We start from the raw sequence: 18402 nt of genomic DNA on the forward strand, positions 1-18402 counted from the left end.
ACAATGCACATAGCATTGTGCACTCTCAGGCATGGTGCTCGTTTCACTGCCGTGATAGCGCAAAGCCAAAAGGCCCGGTCAGGATCCAATTTCAGGACCACCGAAGTCTTGCGAAGGATTTCAATGACTCCGACACCCCCAAATGCCATGTCAAAGGCAGAATTCATTTCACTGGTTGCGATGATGATGGCAACCATCGCCTTTTCCATTGATGCCATGCTGCCGGCCCTGCCGGAAATTGGTGCGCAACTCAGCCCCGGAGATATCAACCGGGCGCAGTTGATCCTCACCTCCTTTGTCCTGGGGATGGGGTTTGGTACCTTTTTCACCGGACCGCTGTCGGATGCCTTTGGCCGCAAACCCGTTATCGTTGCAGGGGCTGTGATCTATATCGTCTCGGCTGCGGTGGCCTGGGCCTCGTCTTCGCTTGAACTGGTGCTGATTGCGCGGGTGACCATGGGGCTTGGCGCCGCTGGGCCACGGGTTGTGGCGCTGGCCATTGTGCGCGATCTCTATTCGGGCCGTGAGATGGCACGGATGATGTCAATTGCCATGATGATCTTTACTCTGGTGCCGGCCTTTGCACCAATGCTGGGCCAGGGGATCATCATCTTTGCCGGCTGGCGCGGAATTTTTGCCGCCTTTGCGCTATTTGCTCTGGTCATCTCTCTTTGGACCATGATCCGTCTGCCCGAACCCCTGGCGGTAGAAAACAGGCGTCCCTTCCGCTTGCCACTGATGCTGGCGGCGGTGCGCGAGATGATCCAGCACCCGACGGTGCGACTGTCCATTCTGGTTCAGACCTTCTGTCTCGCCACCCTGTTCACAATGCTGACCATGGTACAGCAGATCTATGACGTGATTTTTGCCCGCGCCGACAGCTTTCCGTTCTGGTTTGGTTTTGTCGCGCTGATGGCAGGCAGCGCCAGCGTGTTAAACGCAGCGATTGTTGTGCGCGTTGGAATGCGCCGCATGGTAACCTGGTCCTTGGCAGCGCAGATCTTTTGCTCGGGGCTGATACTGCTCCTTCAAGGGACGGGGCTGCCTGACACTCTTGCTTTTGGCCTGTTCGTAGCCTGGCAAACCAGCGTGTTTTTCATGGCTGGGACCACCCTCGGCAATCTCAATGCCATGGCGATGGAACCGATGGGGCATATTGCCGGCATGGCGGCCTCGGTAATCGGCGCGATTTCCACCGTTTGCGCCGCAGCGATTGCCGCGCCGATTGGTCTGCTGTTTGATGGCTCTTTGCTGCCTGTTGCCCTGCCAATCCTGTGCATGTCGCTTATAAGCTTCTGCACAATGCTGCATATGGCGCGTGTTGAAAAGCGGCTGATCTATCCATAGTACGCTTGCTGCTTTCCTGAAAAACTTCTAGCCTCTCCAGATATTTGGAGGGGGTTTCATGGATTATCCATATGATCTTGGCAGCTATTCCTGCCCCATCACCACCACATCGCCACAGGCGCAGCTGTGGTTCGATCGCGGCTTGAACTGGATCTATGGCTTCAACCACCAAGAAGCGATCGCCTGTTTCAAACAGGCCCTGTCCTATGATCCGCGCTGTGCCATGGCCCATTGGGGGCTGTCCTATGCGGCTGGGCCAAACTACAATATGCCTTGGGAATTGCACGACGAAACCGGGCGGGCCGATGCCCTTGGCCTGGCCCATGATGCCAGCCGCGCGGCGCTGGCCCATGTGGACGGGTGCACCGAGGCCGAAACCCTGCTTATCTCCGCCCTGCAAGCCCGCTACCCACAGCGCGAGCTGAGCGATAACATGCAGACTTGGGACCAGGCCTTTGCCGATACTATGCGGGCGGCCTTTGCCCGCTGTCCAGATCATCTGGATCTGCGCACCGTTTTTGCCGAAAGCCTGCTGAACCTTACGCCCTGGAACATGTGGGACCTAAAGACAGGCACACCGGCCCCCGGGGCCGCCACCACAGAGGCGCAGCAGATCCTGGAACAGGCGATGCAAGGCCAGCCCGGTGCCATGCAGCACCCAGGCCTGCTGCATCTCTATGTCCATCTGATGGAAATGTCCCCAACCCCAGAGAAAGCGCTGAAAGCCGGTGATGTGCTGCGCCGTCTGGTACCAGATGCAGGCCATCTGGTGCATATGCCAACGCATATTGACGTGCTCTGTGGCAACTATCTCGATGTGGTGTTGTGGAACGAGGAAGCAATCAAGGCCGACCTGAAATATTACAACCGCGAAGGTGCCTATAATATCTACACGGGGTACCGGCAGCACAACTATCACTTTGTCATCTATGGCGCGCTGTTTCTGGGGCAAATGGAACCAGCCCTGCGCGCAAATCAGGGGCTGTGGGACACCACCCCCGAAGAGATGCTGCGCATTGAGAGCCCGCCAATGGCGGATTATTTTGAATCCTACATGGCGATGCACCCGCATATCCTGATCCGCTTTGGTCGATGGGAAGATTGCATTGCGCTGGACCTGCCGCAGGATCAAACCCTCTACTGCACCCTGACTGCGACGGTGCACTATGCCCGCGCAATCGGCTATGCTGCCACGGGGCGTGTGGCAGAGGCCGAAGCAGAGGAGCAGCGCTTTCTTGCCGCCCGCGCGCGCGTGCCTGACAGCCGCCTGATGCACAACAATCGTGTTGTAGACCTACTTGAAATTGCGCGCGAAATGCTGCGCGGCGAGATTGAATACCGCAAGGGGCACTACGCCGAAGCCTATGCGCATCTTCGCCGATCAGTCGCGCTGGATGACAACCTCCCCTATGATGAACCCTGGGGCTGGATGCAGCCCACCCGGCACGCGCTGGGGGCGCTGCTGCTGGAACAGGGCCATACCGCCGAGGCCGAAGCAGTCTACCGCGCCGATCTTGGCCTGGACGACACCCTGTCGCGGGCCTCGGTTCATCCCGATAATGTCTGGAGCCTAAAAGGGTTGCACGACTGTCTTCAGGCACGAGGTGAGTTGGTTGAGATCCGCCACATCAAACAAAAACTGGATCAGGCACAGGCGCGTTCAGATGGTGTATTTGCCTCCTGCGGCTGTGCGCAGGTGGCTATGCAGCCGCAGGGGTGCTGCACCGCATGAGCCCCCCATTCATTGGGACGACCAGCAACCAGGGCCTTATTGGGCCTTGGCTTTTTTCCGCTCGGCGATCAGCCGTTCGGCCAGATCGCGGGCAATGGCAAAGGCCCCTTTGATCTTGTCGCTGTCCTTTTTCCAATCGCGGCGCACAACGATCTTGTTGTCCTTGACCTTGGCCAGACCATTCTGCCCCTGGATGAAATCAACCAGCCCCTGCGGCGAGGCAAATTTATCATTGTGAAACTGCAGCGTCGCGCCCTTGGGGCCAGCATCCAGTTTGGAAATGCCCGCCCGTTTGCACATAGCCTTGATGCGAACAACGAGCATCAAAGTATTGACTTCTTTAGGCAATTTCCCAAATCGGTCAATCAATTCAGCGGCAAAACCTTCCAGTTCCACCTTGGTTGTCAGCCCCGACAGGCGCCGGTACAGGCCAAGGCGCACGTCAAGGTCCGGCACATAGGCCTCTGGGATCAGCACCGGCACGCCGAGATTGATCTGCGGTGCCCATTGCTCATCGGTGTCGCTCAGGCCCTCCAGCTCTCCTGATCGGATCTTGGCAATCGCCTCTTCCAGCATCGACTGGTACAGTTCATACCCCACGTCGCGCATCTGGCCGGATTGTTCTTCGCCCAGCAGATTGCCGGCGCCGCGAATATCCAGATCCTGGCTGGCCAGGGTAAAACCGGCGCCCAACGTATCCAATGACCCCAGCACCCGCAGGCGCTTTTCTGCGGCAGGCGTCAGGCGCTGGCGCGGCTTGGTGGTCAGATAGGCATAGGCACGCGTCTTGGAACGCCCCACCCGGCCCCGGATCTGATAGAGCTGCGACAGGCCAAACATATCTGCCCGGTGCACTACCATGGTGTTTGCCGTGGGAATATCGAGACCGGATTCCACAATGGTCGTGGCCAGCAGGATGTCATACTTGCCGTCATAGAAGGCATTCATCCGGTCATCCAGCTCTCCTGCGGCCATCTGCCCATGCGCCACGATATAGCTCAGCTCTGGCAGTTGTTCTTTCAGGAAATCCTCGACCTCGGGCAGATCTGAAATACGCGGCACCACATAGAAGCTCTGCCCGCCGCGATAATGTTCACGCAGCAGGGCTTCGCGCAGGGTGACCGCATCAAATTCGCTGACATAGGTGCGGATCGCAAGGCGATCCACTGGCGGCGTGCCGATAATCGACAGATCGCGTACCCCGGTGAGGCTGAGCTGCAGGGTACGCGGGATGGGGGTTGCGGTCAGCGTCAGCACATGAATGTCAGAGCGCAGCTGTTTGAGCCGTTCCTTGTGCCCTACGCCAAAGTGCTGTTCTTCATCAATGATCAACAGGCCAAGATTGTTAAAGCGGATATTCTTGGCAAGCAAAGCATGGGTGCCAATGACGATATCAACCGTTCCCTTGGCCATACCTTCACGGGTTTTCGCAGCCTCCTTGGCGCTAACAAAGCGCGACAACTGCCTGACTTCTAAAGGGAAGCCCCGGAAACGTTCTGCAAAGGACGCCGCATGCTGACGGGCCAGCAAGGTGGTTGGCGCAATCACCGCTACCTGCACGCCAGACATCGCGGCCACAAAGGCTGCCCGCATCGCAACCTCGGTTTTGCCAAAACCGACATCGCCGCAGATCAGCCGGTCCATCGGCTGACCAGAGGTAAGATCCGCCATCACATCCTCAATGGCGCGCAGCTGATCATCGGTTTCCTGATAGGGGAAGCGGGCGGAAAACTCCTCCCAGGCGTGCGGTGGCGGATCCATCGCCGGGGCGCGGCGCAGGGCGCGTTCAGCGGCAATGCGGATCAGTTTGTCCGCCATTTCACGAATGCGCTCTTTCAGCTTGGCCTTTTTCGCCTGCCAGGCCCCACCGCCAAGACGATCCAGAAAGGCCTCGTCGTGACCGTATTTTGACAAGAGCTCGATGTTTTCGACTGGCAGATAGAGCTTGGACTCTTCGGCATATTCCAGCAGCAGGCATTCATGCGCAGCCCCGGCGGCACGCACCACCTCCATTCCCTGATAGCGGCCAATGCCGTGATCCACATGCACCACCAGATCGCCCGGGCTCAGCGATTGGGTTTCGGTCAGGAAATTTTCGGCCTTGCGGCGTTTCTTGGGTGCCCGGATCAGGCGATCGCCCAGAACATCCTGCTCTGAGATCACCGTCATTTTGTCGGATTGGAACCCATGTTCCAGTGCCCATACCGCCAGATGCAGACCGGATTTACCGATACGCGTACCATCCATCACCGGGATGACTTCCGCCAGCCCTTCATCTTCGATCAAGCCGGTCAGACGTTCGCGCGCCCCCTCTGAATAAGAGGCAACAATCACCGGCCCCTCGTGCAGGCGCGCCTTAATATGATCAGCCAAAGCCCCAAAAAGACTGACATTTTCCTGCTGCCGCTCGGGCGAAAAGTTGCGTCCGATGCGCCCACCCGCATCCAACACCCCAGGCCCAGAGGCCTGCGCCAATGGGTGCAGCTGGATCCGGCGATGGTCCGATACGGCCGCTTCCCAGGCCGCATCATCCAGATAGAGCAGACCAGGGGGCGCGGGTTTGTAGACCGTATCCAGCCGCCCCTTTTGCGCCATGGCGATCTTGCGGGTTTCATATTGATCTTCAATGCTTTCCCAGCGCGCCAGCCGCGCCGGAGTCACCTGATCATCAAGCGTCAGCGTCGCCCCTGGCAGATAGTCAAACAGGGTTTCCAGATGGTCGTGGAAAAACGGCAGCCAATGCTCGATCCCCTGGTGCTTACGCCCGGCACTGACCGCTTCATACAGCGGATCATCCGTTCCGGCAGCGCCAAATTCGATGCGATAGTTCTGGCGGAACCTGGTGATCGCCGCCTCATCCAGGATTACCTCTGACACCGGGGCCAGTTCAATCAGATCCAGGGTTTCGGTGGTGCGCTGGCTGGCGGGATCAAAGCGGCGTACCCCGTCCAGCACATCGCCAAAGAAATCCAGCCGCACCGGGCCGCTATCGCCGGGGGGATAAATATCGATAATGCCACCGCGAATGGCATAGTCGCCCGGTTCCATCACTGTTGGGCTTTGGACAAACCCCATACGCACCAGGAAATTACGCAGGGCTTTTTCATCTACCCGCTGGTCAACCCTGGCGGAAAAGGCTGCCGCGCGTAGCACCTCACGCGCCGGCACCCGCTGACTGGCAGCATTGAGCGTGGTCAGCAGGATAAACTGCTTTGGCATCTGGTGCACCAACGCCGCCAGACAGGCCATACGCGAGGCCGCAACATCCGGGTTGGGCGAGACTCGATCATAGGGTAGACAATCCCAGCCGGGAAAGATGATCACCGGCATATCCGGCGCAAAGAAGGCAAGGGCCGCGCGCATTGCCTCCATGCGTTTGTCATCACGGGCGATATGCAGAACGGGTTGGCCGGATTTGACCAATTCATCCAGGATCAGCCGGGCATCAAACCCTTCGGGCGCGCCGCCCATGGTGATTGCTCGTTGCGCCATTGTGCGCCTCTCCTCTTAACTGCTGACCACTTGCCCAGCCTGAGTATTTCCCTGACGCGGGAAAAGCTGTGATGCCAGATAGATGCGCCAGGGACCGAATGCCAGCCCGGGCGCGGCCTTTCTTAGCCCCCCAGAGGGCCGATATGCAGGTTTTGATACATGCCCCACAAGGCGGTAACAAAAATGCAAAGCATGCCAAGAAACTGCACACAGACGCGACAGATCGAGAGCGCTCGATACAATGCCTCTTCGCGGTAGTCGTTCTGCATAATTTTCTGGGCGGTTGCCAGGTTGATCAGCACAACCAGCGACATGGGAAACACCAGCAGGAAAACCGCCTGGGCCGTCTCTACCTTCAGCAGAAACCCAAGGGTCGCCAGCCCGGACAACACAAAACAGGCCAGACCCAGCAGCCAGACACCGGTAGAGCGCACCACGAAAAACAAACGGTTCACATTGATGCGCACCATATCGTCCAGATCCTGCGCCGATTGCCCGCCATATTTGCGCGCCCGCTGCACCATATCAAAGGGCACCCCCAGCACCCGATGGCTCAGCGTGGACCACATGATTGCAAGGGCGATCCAATACCAAAGATTGGAAAAGGACCGCAAATCAATCATCTCGGACAGGGTTTCAAACAGACTCAACGCTCAGATGCCTCTCTTGATGCCGGGGCAGCGGGCCAATTGCCCACAAGGTATCGTGAAACGCAACACTCAGCCCTTCACGCTTGCGCCTATATCCCCTGATGTCCGGGACGAAACAAGCCCCACTGCGGCAGGGCCCCCAAGCATCCCGACAAAGCGCGGCGATTGTGCCACTTGCCAGCGCCCTGGGTTCCATGCGACCCACAACAGGCATAGAAGAAAAACAAAGAGTTCCCGATGAAGCCGACAGTCGCCCCCTTCCCCGCTGCCCGTTTGCGCCGCACCCGGGTCAGCCCCGCACTCCGTGGCCTGGTCCGCGAAAACACCCTGACAACAGAAGATCTGATCTGGCCAGTATTTGTGCGGTCAGGCCAAGGCATCGAAGAGCCGGTGGCCTCTATGCCCGGTGTGATGCGCCGCTCTGTCGACAAGGTGGCCGAAGCTGCCCGCGAGGCGCAGGCGTTGGGTATTCCGGCGATCTGCCTGTTTCCCTATACCGATCCCGATCTGAAAACCGCCGACTGCGCCGAGGCTTGGAACCCCGACAATCTGTGCAACCAGGCCATTCGCGCCATCAAGGCGGCAGCGCCCGAAATCGCGGTGATGACCGATGTTGCGCTAGACCCTTACAATATCAATGGCCATGACGGCTATGTTGTCGATGGTGAAATCCTCAATGACGAAACGGTCGAGGCCCTGGTAAAGATGACAATGGCCCAGGCCGAGGCCGGCGCGGATATCATTGGCCCATCCGATATGATGGATGGCCGGATCGGTGCGATGCGCCACGCACTAGAGACCGCTGGTCATCGCAACATCTCGATCCTGTCTTACTCCGCCAAATACGCCTCTGGCTATTACGGGCCGTTCCGCGATGCCGTTGGGGCCTCTGGTGCGCTACAGGGGGATAAGAAGACCTATCAAATGGATCCCGGCAATTCGGATGAGGCGCTGCGCCTGGTCGAACGCGACCTGCAAGAGGGGGCTGATATGGTCATGGTCAAACCTGGCATCGCCTATCTGGATATCTGCCACCGGGTTAAATCCACCTTTGGCACCCCGACATTTGCCTATCAGGTCTCAGGCGAATACGCGATGATCCAGGCGGCAGCGCAGAATGGCTGGATTGATGGTGAAAAGGTCATGCTGGAAAGCCTGATGGCCTTTAAACGCGCAGGCTGTGACGGGGTGCTGAGCTATTTTGCACCACAAGCGGCCCGAATCCTGAACGGCTAATCGCCGCAGGCAGGGAAATGTCCACCGCAAGGGCAAGAAAACGCCCGCATCATCAGGCGCTGACGTCAAAGTGATGACAGATTGGCGAAATGGGCGTATAACCCTCGCAGAGCCGGAAAACCGGCCTTTTATTGAACCCCGCTTGGGGTGCCATGCGTGATGGGCACTCACATGATAATGAGCCCAGCTGCATGACCGCCCCTAGCGCCCCAGGACAGGCAACTGGAATTATGAGCAGCAGATCTTTTGACCGCATGTCGCGTCGCGGTTTCACCCTGAGTCTTTTGGCCGGAGCAGGCGTAACCGCAGCCTGTGGCAATGGCGTTGGTACCAATAACAGCGCCACCATCGACGCCCGTGTCGATGCAACACTCAGCCAAATGTATAGTCTTTACCCCAACACCGTGACCCTGGCCGAAAAATCCACCGGTATGCTGGTGATGCCACTGGTGACAGAGGCCGGATTTTTGGTCGGCGGCGCTTATGGGCGCGGTGCCCTGCGCATCAATGGGGCGACGGTTGATTACTATTCGACCATCAAGGGCAATGCCGGTTTGCAAATCGGCGCGCAACAATATGCCCATGTGCTGTTCTTCATGACCCAGGATGCCCTCAGCGGCTTCCGCCGGTCCTCTGGCTGGGCGGCAGGTGCTGATCTTGAATATGTGGTGCGCGATGATGGCAATTCGATTTCTACCGATACCAACACGCTGACATCGCCGATCCTTGCCGCAGTGTTTGGCCAAGCAGGTCTGCGCATTGGTGCCACACTGGAAGGCACAAAATACACCCGCATCATCCCCTAGGCGACGCCAGGTGGGGGCTACGCGACGCAACGGCGCCCCCTTTTTTACACTCCATCATAAAACAGGGCGGCGCAGATAGATCCTGCACCGCCCTGTTTTATGCCGGTTTGTGCATTTATGCGCGCAACCGGCGGTTAGCCCATCGCCCGCAAGCGCTTGATCAACGACGATGTATCCCAGCGGCCGCCGCCCAGTTTCTGAACATCCTTGTAGAACTGATCCACCAGCGCCGTAACCGGCAGGCTTGCGCCAGTTTCATTGGCGGCATCCAGGCAGATGCCAAGATCCTTGCGCATCCAGTCCACCGCAAAGCCATGCTCGAAATGATCGTCCAGCATGGTTTCGGAGCGGTTTGCCATCTGCCAGCTGCCGGCGGCGCCCTGGCTAATCACCTCGACCACGGCACGGCCATCAAGGCCAGCTTTTTCAGCAAAATGAAGCGCCTCGCTAAGGCCCTGCACCAGGCCTGCGATGGCAATCTGGTTGCACATCTTGGTCATCTGGCCCGCGCCGCTGTCGCCTATACGGCGACAGATACGCGCATAGGCGCCAATCACCGGCTCTGCGCGCGCATATGGGGCTTCATCGCCGCCACACATGACCGACAGCACACCGTTTTCCGCCCCGGCCTGACCACCGGAAATCGGGGCATCCACAAAGGCAATCCCAGCCTCGGCAGCCGCCGCGTAGAGTTCGCGCGTGACCTGGGCCGACACAGTAGTGTGATCCACAAAAACACTGCCCGACGCCATGCCGGCAAAGGCCCCGTCCGGCCCCAGGCAAACCGCCCGCAGATCATCATCATTGCCGACGCAGGACATGACAAATTCGGCCCCCTCGGCAGCGGCACGCGGGGTGGCGGCAAAGCTACCGCCATGTTCCTTGGCCCAGGCCTCGGCCTTGGCCGTGGTGCGGTTGTAAACGCTGACCTCGTGACCCGCGGCCTGCAGGTGCCCGGCCATCGGATGCCCCATAACCCCCAATCCCAAGAATGCGATTTTTGTCATGTGCTTTTCCCTTGTTCTGAACTGGCTTATGTTGGGGACACCCTAACATCGGTCCGGCGGGGTGCAATTGCATCCACGACGCCAAAGCCACAATAAACAGGAAAAAAAGCCCCAAATGGCACGTCTTTTTCGCTGGCTCTTTCGGCTTGCCGCCGCACTGATTCTACTGGCGCTTTTGGCCAGCGGCCTGGCCTATTACCTGGCGGCGCAATCCCTGCCGGACTATGATAAGGAAATTGCCCTGCCCGGCCTGTCTGCGCCGGTCGAAATTGTCCGCGACAACGCCAATGTGCCGCATATTTTCGGCAGCTACGGCGCCAGTGACGAAGACGTCTATTATGGCCTTGGCTATGCCCATGCGCAGGATCGCCTTTGGCAGATGGCGGTGATGCGACGAACCGCCCAGGGGCGCTTGTCAGAGATTTTTGGCACCCGCACGGTTGAGACCGATATCTTTTTGCGGCGCCTGGATCTCTATGGCCTGGCGCAGCAGTCGGTGTCGGCGCAGTCGCCCGAAACCCGTCAGGCGCTAAAGGCCTATTCTGCCGGGGTGAACGCACGTCTTCTGGAAATAAACGAAGAGGCGCTCGGGCGCGGCGCGCCCGAGATGTTCTTGTTTAATATGCCAATGTCGCCCTGGCAGCCCGCCGACAGCATCGCACTGATGAAGCTGATGGCGCTGAAATCTTCCAACCATCTACAGGAAGAGGTGCTGCGGGCCCGCACCTCTCTTGCCCTGACAGATCCCGACCGACTGCGCGATATCCTGCCGGATGCGCCGGGCAAGGGCACCACCGCCCTGCCAGAATATGCCGCGATCTTTCCCGATGTGGCGCGCTATGCCAATTTGACAGCCTCGGCCAGTGCCGCATCGCCCGACAGCCAAGCCCCATTTGGCAACAGCCTGTTTCCGGTGCCGCCGCGCGGCCATGCAGGCGCATCCAATGCCTGGGCCGCCGCGCCAAGCCGCTCTGCCTCTGGCGGGACTTTGCTGGCCAATGATCCACATTTGACGCTCAGCGCGCCGGGCAGCTGGTATCTGGCCCGCATGGAGCTGGCCACTGGCGGCATCATCGGCGGCACCATTCCCGGCATCCCGGCCATCCTGTCCGGCCGCTCGGAAGATCTGGGATGGGGCATTACCGCATCATACCTGGATGATCAGGACCTGTTCATCGAAAAGCTCAACCCGGAAACCCCAGAGGAATATCTGAGCCCGCAGGGCTATCGCAAGTTCACCAGCCGCCCCTCAATCATCAAAATCAAGGATCGTGCCCCCGTCACCCTGACCCTGCGATGGAGCGAAAACGGCCCCGTTCTTCCCGGCTCCTTGTTTGATCTGTCGACCATCACCCCGCCGGGGCATGTGGTCAGCCTCGCCTGGACCGCGCTGGACCCGCAGGATACCTCTATGACGGCCGCAATCGGCTTGATGCGCGCGTCCAGCGTGACAGAGGCAATTTCCGCAGCAGAAGGTTTCATCGCCCCCTCGCAGAACCTCGTACTGGCGGATCAGCAGACCATCGCCCAAAAAACCATCGGCGCCTTTCCGGCCCGCGACGCCCGCCATCAAAGCAAGGGTCGCCTGCCCAGCCAAGGCTGGCTGCAGGAAAACCGCTGGCTGGGGCGTGCACCCTATGCGGCCAACCCCGAATTCATCAGTCCCCGTGGTGGTATCTTGGGCAATACCAACAACAAGATCCTGGAACGCCCCTTTCCCAATCATGTCTCTTACATTTGGGGCGATACCCAACGGATCAATCGTTGGCGCCGCCTGATGCAAAACCGTGAGGTGCATACCCGCGACAGTTTCATGGAGGCCCAGCTTGACACGGTTTCCTATACTGCGCGTTCTTTGCTGCCGGTGATCGGGGCGGATCTGTGGTTTACCGGCGAAACCGCCGAAGAGGGCAGCCGCACGCGGCAACGCCAGATCGCCCTGTCGCTCTTGTCGGAATGGAATGGCGAGATGAACGAACACTTGCCCGAACCGCTGCTTTACGCGGCCTGGCTGCGGGCCCTGCAGAAGCGGCTGATTACCGATGATCTGGGACCACTGGCCAGCGCCTACAGCCAGGTGGACCCCTTGTTTATCGAACGTGTCTACCGCGACATTGAGGGCGCCGGCATCTGGTGTGATGTGCGCCAAAGCGCGCCGCGTGAAACCTGCACCGACATGGCCCGACTAGCCTTGGATGATGCGCTGATCTGGATCGAAGCACGCTATGGCACCGCGCTGGAATCCCTGCGCTGGGGCGATGCGCATCAGGCGACCCATGACCATGAAACCCTGGGAGCAGTGCCGATACTGCGGTTTTTTGTCAATATTCGCCAGTCCACCAGTGGCGGCGACAATACTCTGCAGCGTGGCCTGACCTCGGGCCAGGATCCCACGCCGTTTCAGAACATTCACGCGGCCGGCTATCGCGGTGTCTATGACTTTGCTGACCCTGACAGTTCCTTGTTCATTCTGGCGACGGGGCAATCTGGGCATTTCCTGTCGCGCAACTATGATGACATGGCGCAGCTATGGCGTCGCGGCGAATATGTGCCGATGTCGCTGGACGAGGACCTGGCCCGCGCGGCCGCCGTCGGGGTGACCCTAATTCAGCCGCGAAACTGATCCATCAATTGCGGTCGTCAGGCAGAACCGGCTGAACAGCCCCACAGAAAGCAAAAAGAGCGCAGGTTTACCCCTGCGCTCTTTCTTTTCAAGATGTCTTACCACGCCTAGCGCTTGCCGCGTTCATGTGGTTTTACATGCTTGGGAAGCATTAGATGGCGTTGAACTGCGCCTTTTGCTTGTCGGTCCAGCGCACCGTCAGGACAAAGCCTTCGTCTGTTTGTTCTTCGCTGGTGACCACATCCTGACGGAACAGCCAGGCGCGCTGCTTGCCCTGGGAAAAGGGCAGCGTAAAGGTTTCGACATGACGCACCCCTTCCAGTTTCACGGCGACATCCGCAAGCAGGGCGTCGATCCCTTCACCGGTCAAGGCCGAGATCGCATGGATCCCATCTTCGCGCGCGGCACGCTGGCGGCGGGCTTCGGCCACATCTTCTGGCAGCTGATCCAGCTTGTTCCAGACTTCGATCTGGGCGCGGTTTTCATCCACCCCCAGGGTCGCCAGGATCGCAGCCACATCATTGGCCTGGTTCTGGCTGTCCTCATGGCTGATATCGCGCACGTGCAAGATCACATCCGCGGCGAGCACCTCTTCCAATGTCGCGCGAAAGGCCGCAACCAGTTCGGTCGGCAGATCCGAGATAAAGCCAACGGTATCCGACAGGATCACCTCTGGCCCATCGGGCATTTCCACCCGGCGCATGGTTGGGTCGAGGGTGGCAAACAACATGTCCTTTGCCATGACATCGGCACCGGTCAGCCGGTTGAACAGCGTTGATTTGCCGGCATTGGTATAGCCCACCAAAGCGACAATCGGGAACGGGATCTTCGCCCGTGCGGCCCGGTGCAGACTGCGGGTTTTCACGACCTTGGCCAGCTGCCTGCGCAGATTGACCAACTGATCATCAATCGCCCGCCTGTCCGCTTCGATCTGGGTCTCGCCGGGGCCACCGACAAAGCCAAGCCCACCACGCTGGCGTTCCAGGTGGGTCCAGGCCCGCACCAGACGGGTGCGCTGATAGTTGAGCGCCGCCATTTCCACCTGCAACACACCCTCGCGGGTGCGGGCACGATCCGAAAAGATTTCCAGAATCAGACCGGTCCGATCAAGGATTTTGACGTTCCAGGCCTTTTCAAGGTTGCGCTGCTGAACCGGCGACACCGGCCCATCAATCAGCACCAGGTCCACCTCGTTGCTTTTCAGCAGCCCCTTCAACTCTTCGATTTTACCAGAGCCAAACAACATACCTGCATGTGCCTTGGGCAACCGCACAACACCGGACCCGACAACATCAAGATCAGGCAGCGCCTCAGCCAAGGCAACGCCTTCTGCCAGGGCAGGTTCAGCGGGGCGACGCCCCTGATCCGATTTGATATCCGGATGAAGCACCCAAGCGCGGGTACGAATCCTGTCATGCTCCATCAAGAGGCGTCTTCGCCTTCATATAGGCTGATGGGCTGGGCTGGCATGATGGTGGAAATCGCGTGTTTATAAACCAACTGAGATTGGCCATCCCGACGCAGCAGCACGCAGAAATTATCAAACCAGGTGATAACCCCCTGCAACTTTACGCCATTGATCAGGAAAATTGTCACCGGAACCTTGGTTTTGCGAACGTGATTGAGGAAGGCATCCTGTAAATTTTGTCTGTCCGAAGCCATAGTATTTTCTCTCGCCTTTGTTCTTGCACCAAACCGCGGACCAGCCTGGCTAATTACAAACAACTATGACTGCAGATTTTGCCAGTTTCCAGCCGAAAAACACCGTTTTTTGCCCAAGAATTAAGATGATGCCCTAGCTGCGCCAGAAATTCGGCGACAAAAGTGCAATAATAGCCAGTGTTTCAAGACGCCCCAGGATCATCGCAAAACACAAGATCAGCTTGGCCATGGGCGACAGAATGGTCAGAATAATGGGTTCATTGCCAGCAATTTCCACCAATGGCCCCGTGGTGGACAGGGATGCAATCGCCAAGATCAGCGAATGCTCAAAATCGCTGCCCACCGCCGAGAGCGCAATGCTGATCAACGCCAGAGACAGTGCAAACAGCATAAAGAACACCCAGGCCACAAAGGCTCCATTGCGCTGAATGCGCTTGTTGCCACTGCCTGCACCGCTGACGGAAGAGGGATGCACCAGGCGTTCCATCTCGCGCATGCCATTGAGGTAGAGCGCATAGACTCGCAGCAGCTTGACCCCGCCGGCTGTGGTGGCAACCCCGCCCCCGATCACCGACAACCCCAGCAGGATCATGCCCGGTGTCTGCAGCCCCGACCATTGCCGAGAGGTCTGCCAATCAGCGCTTTCAAAGCCGGTTGTGGACAAAAACGACATGACGGTAAACACCCCACCCCAGAGTGAGCGTAGCGCCTGTAGCGGTTCGGTCTGCCCGCCAACCTCAAAGGTGGATAGCAGGTGCCAGAGAAACAACACCAGCGGCATGGCCAGTACAATCAAGACCCCGGTTCTGAATTCCGGGTCCTTGTCCAGTCGGCCAGAGCCAACAGTGACCGTATCATTGGAAAAGGTCAGCCGGGACAGGGCAAAGAACATGAACAGGAACATCACCATCTCGCCGGCAATGCCAGACCCGGCGTTTTCAGTGCCGCCCACCGCCGAAATCCCCGAGGTCGACAGTACCGACATCGCATGGGTCAGGCCAACCAAGGGGGCCTCTCCGGTGATGATCAGCAAGATCCACAGCGCCAGCGTCAGGCCGGCATAGACGGGGGCCAGGGTGATGGAGATCAGGATCAACCGCTGCCTGGGGTCACTGTTCTGGGCCTGCGGAGGGGCATCGCTGCCACCGCCCGGCTCTCCTCTTGCGGTGACCTCAAAGCCACCCAGCGACAGTGGTGCCAACACCGCCGAGGCAGAGATCCACATCAGCAAGCCACCAAGCCAGGCCACCATAGCGCGCCACAGATGCACACTGTCCGGCAGCCGCCCCGGATCGGCGAAAATATCGGCGCCGGTGGTGGTAACCGCACTCACCATATCAAAATAGGCGTTCAGGAAACTGGTGTTGCGCAGGGATTCCTGCACCGGAACCGCCAGAAACAAGGGCAAGACCACAAAGGTCGCCAAGAGCGACAGCAACTGCCCAGGCATGCCATAGCGCGGCACCCGATTGCCCAGCGACAGGCCCGCCAGCGCAACCATAAACAGCCCCAGAACACCCGTATAAAAGAACGCCCGAGAGGTCAGATGATCGTTCAGCGCCAGGGCATGTACTGCCGGCACCCACATGGCCAGCGACGCCACGCAGCAGATCAACAGGAACAGCGGCAAGCGCAAGATCCGGTATGGGGTTTTGTTGCGCTGTCTCATGCTAGAAATAGTCGATGGAAACCTGCATCAAACGCTCCACCTCGGGGACGTCATCCGCCATAGCAAAGAGAGCAATGACATCCCCCTCTTCGATCTTGAATCCACCTGACGGGCGCAGCACTTCCCCGTTCCTTAGGACCGCGCCAACCAGAACGCCTTCGGGGAAATCAATTTCGCGGATGACCCGCCCCGCCATCGGAGAGGTGCCCATGACCTCTGCCTCGATCACCTCTGCCTCGGCATCGCCAATGCTATAGACCTGCCGCACCCGGCCATAGCGGATATGGCGCAGGATCGAACTGACGGTGGTGGCGCGCGGGTTGATGAAAGCATCAATCCCCAAAGGCCCCAGCAGCGGCAACAGCGTGGGGTCATTGATCAATGCAATGACAAAGGGGCACCCCTCGGCCTTGGCGCGCACTGCGGCCAGCATATTGGTTTTGTCATCATCGGTCACGGCCAGCATCGCATCGGCGCGATCAATGCCGGCCTCAATCATCAGTCCGCGATCCAGACCATCGCCATTCAGTACGATGGTGCGTTCCAGGGCCTCGGCGGCGACTTCGGCGCATTTGCGGCTTTTTTCGATCATCTTGGCGCGAATGCGGCTGGTGCCACTTTCCAGCGCCTTGGCGACCTCCAGCCCGACGTTCCCGCCGCCAACGATCACCACACGATCCTGACGTTTCTCAACCTTGCCAAAGACTTCGATGGTGCGATTCACATCCTCTGCATGGGCAAAGACATAGCAGCTATCGCCGACGAACAGCTGGTCCCCTGGTTCTGGCGCAAACAGGGTTCCGTCACGCCGCACCCCAACAACAATGGCGCGCAGAGTAGAAAACAAATCCGTCAACTGGCGCAGCGGCGTATTCACCACCGGGCAGTTTTCGTCGATGTGAATCCCCAAGAGCTGCGCCTTGCCCCCCATAAAGATCTCGGTATCAAAGGCGGCTGGTGCCGACAGGCGTTGCATCGCAGCAGCGGCCACCTCGCGTTCAGGGCTGATCACCACATCAATGGGCAGATGTTCGCGCCGATACAGATCGGAATAGATTGCATCCAGATAGCTACGGGCCCGCAGGCGGGCAATCTTGCGCTGGATCGAAAAGACCGAATGGGCCACCTGACAGGTGACCATATTCACTTCATCCGAATGGGTTGCTGCGATGATCATATCGGCATCCCGCGCCCCGGCCCGATCCAGCACATCCGGATAAGAAGCAAAGCCCGCGACCCCCTGCACGTCCAGCGTATCGGTCGCCCGACGCACCAATTCAGGGTTACTATCCACAACCGTCACGTCGTTTTGTTCAGCAGAGAGGTGGCGCGCAATCTGCCAGCCGACCTGGCCTGCGCCACAAATAATCACTTTCATGCCACTGTCCCTTGGGCGCCATTTTGCCAGTTTTGCATGACAGAAGCCACCGGAGGGGTCAAATCAATTGTAACTTTGGCGAAGATGGCGCAAAGTTCTGGCATGACACAAGGAACTCGCGTCACTGCCTTTGCTCTGCTGCTTGGTCTTGCAGCCTGTGGTCCCCTTCCCGTCTATTACAATGCCGGGCAAAATCAGGCACAGACTCAGGATGCGACGCTCTCCTGCCAGGTCCAATCCCTGAAACAGGCCCCCGTCGCCAATCAGCTTCGTCAGCGCCCGCCGGTTTATTATCCCGGAACCCAGCACTGTGCCAATGGCAACTGCTGGGTACGACCTGGGTATTGGGTGGATGGCGGCAGCTATACGGTGGATGTGAACCAAGGCCTGCGCCAACAGCTTGAACAGCGCTGCATGGCGGCAAAGGGCTATCAGCAGATAGAACTGCCACGCTGTAGCCAGCAGCAAATTGCCAGCCTTCAGGCACAGCCGAATGGGACAAGACCGGGTCACGGCTTGACGCCTGAATCATGTGCCCTACGCCAAAAGGATGGCCGCACCGTGATTTTCCCCGCCCTCTGACACTGCCCCATTCACCCTGCCGATTTGAAGCAGAAAAAGCGGCCGCTGATGGCAAAATGACCCCGAGACCGGGGCCATTATTCTTTACCTCTTCAGGTCGGCCTTCAGGCAAGGTCGGTAGGCCATTGCCCTGCCTATGTGCCTTCTGGCGCCCCAAATAGCGCCCGCCACATCCAATCCGCCCTAAGAGCATATCGCATGTTTTTGATCCGCAAAAA

At 58.8% G+C, this 18402-nt stretch carries 13 protein-coding genes; 6 read left to right on the forward strand and 7 right to left on the reverse strand.

The features are described from left to right. The first annotated feature begins 123 nt into the window (after positions 1 to 123). Both ACN0VH_RS02700 and ACN0VH_RS02705 read left to right on the forward strand, forming a co-directional pair. Entirely contained in the window at positions 124 to 1347 is a 1224-nt protein-coding gene (locus ACN0VH_RS02700) for a multidrug effflux MFS transporter (protein ID WP_278921726.1), read from the forward strand. 58 nt (positions 1348 to 1405) lie between these two features. Then, entirely contained in the window at positions 1406 to 3079 is a 1674-nt protein-coding gene (locus ACN0VH_RS02705) for a tetratricopeptide repeat protein (protein WP_417699423.1), read from the forward strand. A gap of 36 nt (positions 3080 to 3115) precedes the next feature. Here ACN0VH_RS02705 and mfd read toward each other — a convergent pair whose 3' ends face one another. Beyond that, positions 3116 to 6571: a transcription-repair coupling factor gene (gene mfd, locus ACN0VH_RS02710; RefSeq protein WP_278921728.1), complete on the reverse strand. Its 3456-nt coding sequence runs from the start codon at positions 6569 to 6571 to the stop codon at positions 3116 to 3118. Between the two features lie 122 nt (positions 6572 to 6693). After that, positions 6694 to 7221, reverse strand: a complete 528-nt coding sequence (locus ACN0VH_RS02715) for a component of SufBCD complex (RefSeq protein ID WP_278921729.1) — start codon at positions 7219 to 7221, stop codon at positions 6694 to 6696. Between the two features lie 237 nt (positions 7222 to 7458). Between ACN0VH_RS02715 and hemB the strand changes: the two genes are divergently transcribed. Together hemB and ACN0VH_RS02725 are read left to right on the forward strand one after the other, a co-directional pair. Next, positions 7459 to 8457 (forward strand): porphobilinogen synthase, encoded by a 999-nt coding sequence (hemB, locus tag ACN0VH_RS02720; protein WP_278921730.1) that lies wholly within the window; start codon positions 7459 to 7461, stop codon positions 8455 to 8457. Between the two features lie 230 nt (positions 8458 to 8687). Then, positions 8688 to 9263 (forward strand): lipid-binding SYLF domain-containing protein, encoded by a 576-nt coding sequence (locus ACN0VH_RS02725; RefSeq protein ID WP_278921731.1) that lies wholly within the window; start codon positions 8688 to 8690, stop codon positions 9261 to 9263. 134 nt (positions 9264 to 9397) lie between these two features. On the opposite strand, the gene ACN0VH_RS02730 is transcribed toward ACN0VH_RS02725, so the two are convergent. After that, entirely contained in the window at positions 9398 to 10270 is an 873-nt protein-coding gene (locus tag ACN0VH_RS02730) for an NAD(P)-dependent oxidoreductase (protein ID WP_278921732.1), read from the reverse strand. Between the two features lie 115 nt (positions 10271 to 10385). On the opposite strand from ACN0VH_RS02730, the gene ACN0VH_RS02735 reads away from it, so the two are divergent. Further along, positions 10386 to 12893, forward strand: a complete 2508-nt coding sequence (locus ACN0VH_RS02735; protein ID WP_417699426.1) for a penicillin acylase family protein — start codon at positions 10386 to 10388, stop codon at positions 12891 to 12893. 151 nt (positions 12894 to 13044) lie between these two features. On the opposite strand, the gene hflX is transcribed toward ACN0VH_RS02735, so the two are convergent. The 4 genes from hflX to trkA form a co-directional block, all read right to left on the reverse strand. Next, positions 13045 to 14316, reverse strand: coding sequence for a GTPase HflX (hflX, locus tag ACN0VH_RS02740; protein WP_417699427.1), 1272 nt, complete (start codon positions 14314 to 14316; stop codon positions 13045 to 13047). Next, positions 14316 to 14555, reverse strand: coding sequence for an RNA chaperone Hfq (hfq, locus tag ACN0VH_RS02745; RefSeq protein ID WP_008204623.1), 240 nt, complete (start codon positions 14553 to 14555; stop codon positions 14316 to 14318). Before hfq ends, hflX begins: the two co-directional genes overlap by 1 nt. Positions 14556 to 14688: 133 nt before the next feature. Continuing rightward, positions 14689 to 16224: a TrkH family potassium uptake protein gene (locus ACN0VH_RS02750; protein ID WP_417699428.1), complete on the reverse strand. Its 1536-nt coding sequence runs from the start codon at positions 16222 to 16224 to the stop codon at positions 14689 to 14691. 1 nt (position 16225) lies between these two features. Then, positions 16226 to 17602, reverse strand: coding sequence for a Trk system potassium transporter TrkA (gene trkA, locus ACN0VH_RS02755; protein ID WP_278921736.1), 1377 nt, complete (start codon positions 17600 to 17602; stop codon positions 16226 to 16228). Positions 17603 to 17704: 102 nt separating this feature from the next. Here trkA and ACN0VH_RS02760 point away from each other — a divergent pair, with 102 nt between their 5' ends. Continuing rightward, complete coding sequence (locus ACN0VH_RS02760; protein ID WP_417699430.1) at positions 17705 to 18184, forward strand: hypothetical protein; 480 nt, start codon at positions 17705 to 17707, stop codon at positions 18182 to 18184. The last annotated feature ends 218 nt before the right edge of the window (positions 18185 to 18402 follow it).

Source organism: Pseudophaeobacter sp. (assembly GCF_048267565.1).
Lineage (GTDB): Bacteria > Pseudomonadota > Alphaproteobacteria > Rhodobacterales > Rhodobacteraceae > Pseudophaeobacter > Pseudophaeobacter profundi.

Bases quoted from the DNA above. Each gene is read 5' to 3' on its own strand.
- hflX (WP_417699427.1), bottom strand. From the start codon at position 14,316: ATGGAGCATGACAGGATTCGTACCCGCGCTTGGGTGCTTCATCCGGAT.
- hfq (WP_008204623.1), bottom strand. From the start codon at position 14,555: ATGGCTTCGGACAGACAAAATTTACAGGATGCCTTCCTCAATCACGTT.
- ACN0VH_RS02750 (WP_417699428.1), bottom strand. From the start codon at position 16,224: ATGAGACAGCGCAACAAAACCCCATACCGGATCTTGCGCTTGCCGCTG.
- ACN0VH_RS02700 (WP_278921726.1), top strand. From the start codon at position 124: ATGACTCCGACACCCCCAAATGCCATGTCAAAGGCAGAATTCATTTCA.
- ACN0VH_RS02735 (WP_417699426.1), top strand. From the start codon at position 10,386: ATGGCACGTCTTTTTCGCTGGCTCTTTCGGCTTGCCGCCGCACTGATT.
- hemB (WP_278921730.1), top strand. From the start codon at position 7,459: ATGAAGCCGACAGTCGCCCCCTTCCCCGCTGCCCGTTTGCGCCGCACC.
- trkA (WP_278921736.1), bottom strand. From the start codon at position 17,602: ATGAAAGTGATTATTTGTGGCGCAGGCCAGGTCGGCTGGCAGATTGCG.
- ACN0VH_RS02705 (WP_417699423.1), top strand. From the start codon at position 1,406: ATGGATTATCCATATGATCTTGGCAGCTATTCCTGCCCCATCACCACC.
- ACN0VH_RS02730 (WP_278921732.1), bottom strand. From the start codon at position 10,270: ATGACAAAAATCGCATTCTTGGGATTGGGGGTTATGGGGCATCCGATG.
- ACN0VH_RS02725 (WP_278921731.1), top strand. From the start codon at position 8,688: ATGAGCAGCAGATCTTTTGACCGCATGTCGCGTCGCGGTTTCACCCTG.
- ACN0VH_RS02760 (WP_417699430.1), top strand. From the start codon at position 17,705: ATGACACAAGGAACTCGCGTCACTGCCTTTGCTCTGCTGCTTGGTCTT.
- mfd (WP_278921728.1), bottom strand. From the start codon at position 6,571: ATGGCGCAACGAGCAATCACCATGGGCGGCGCGCCCGAAGGGTTTGAT.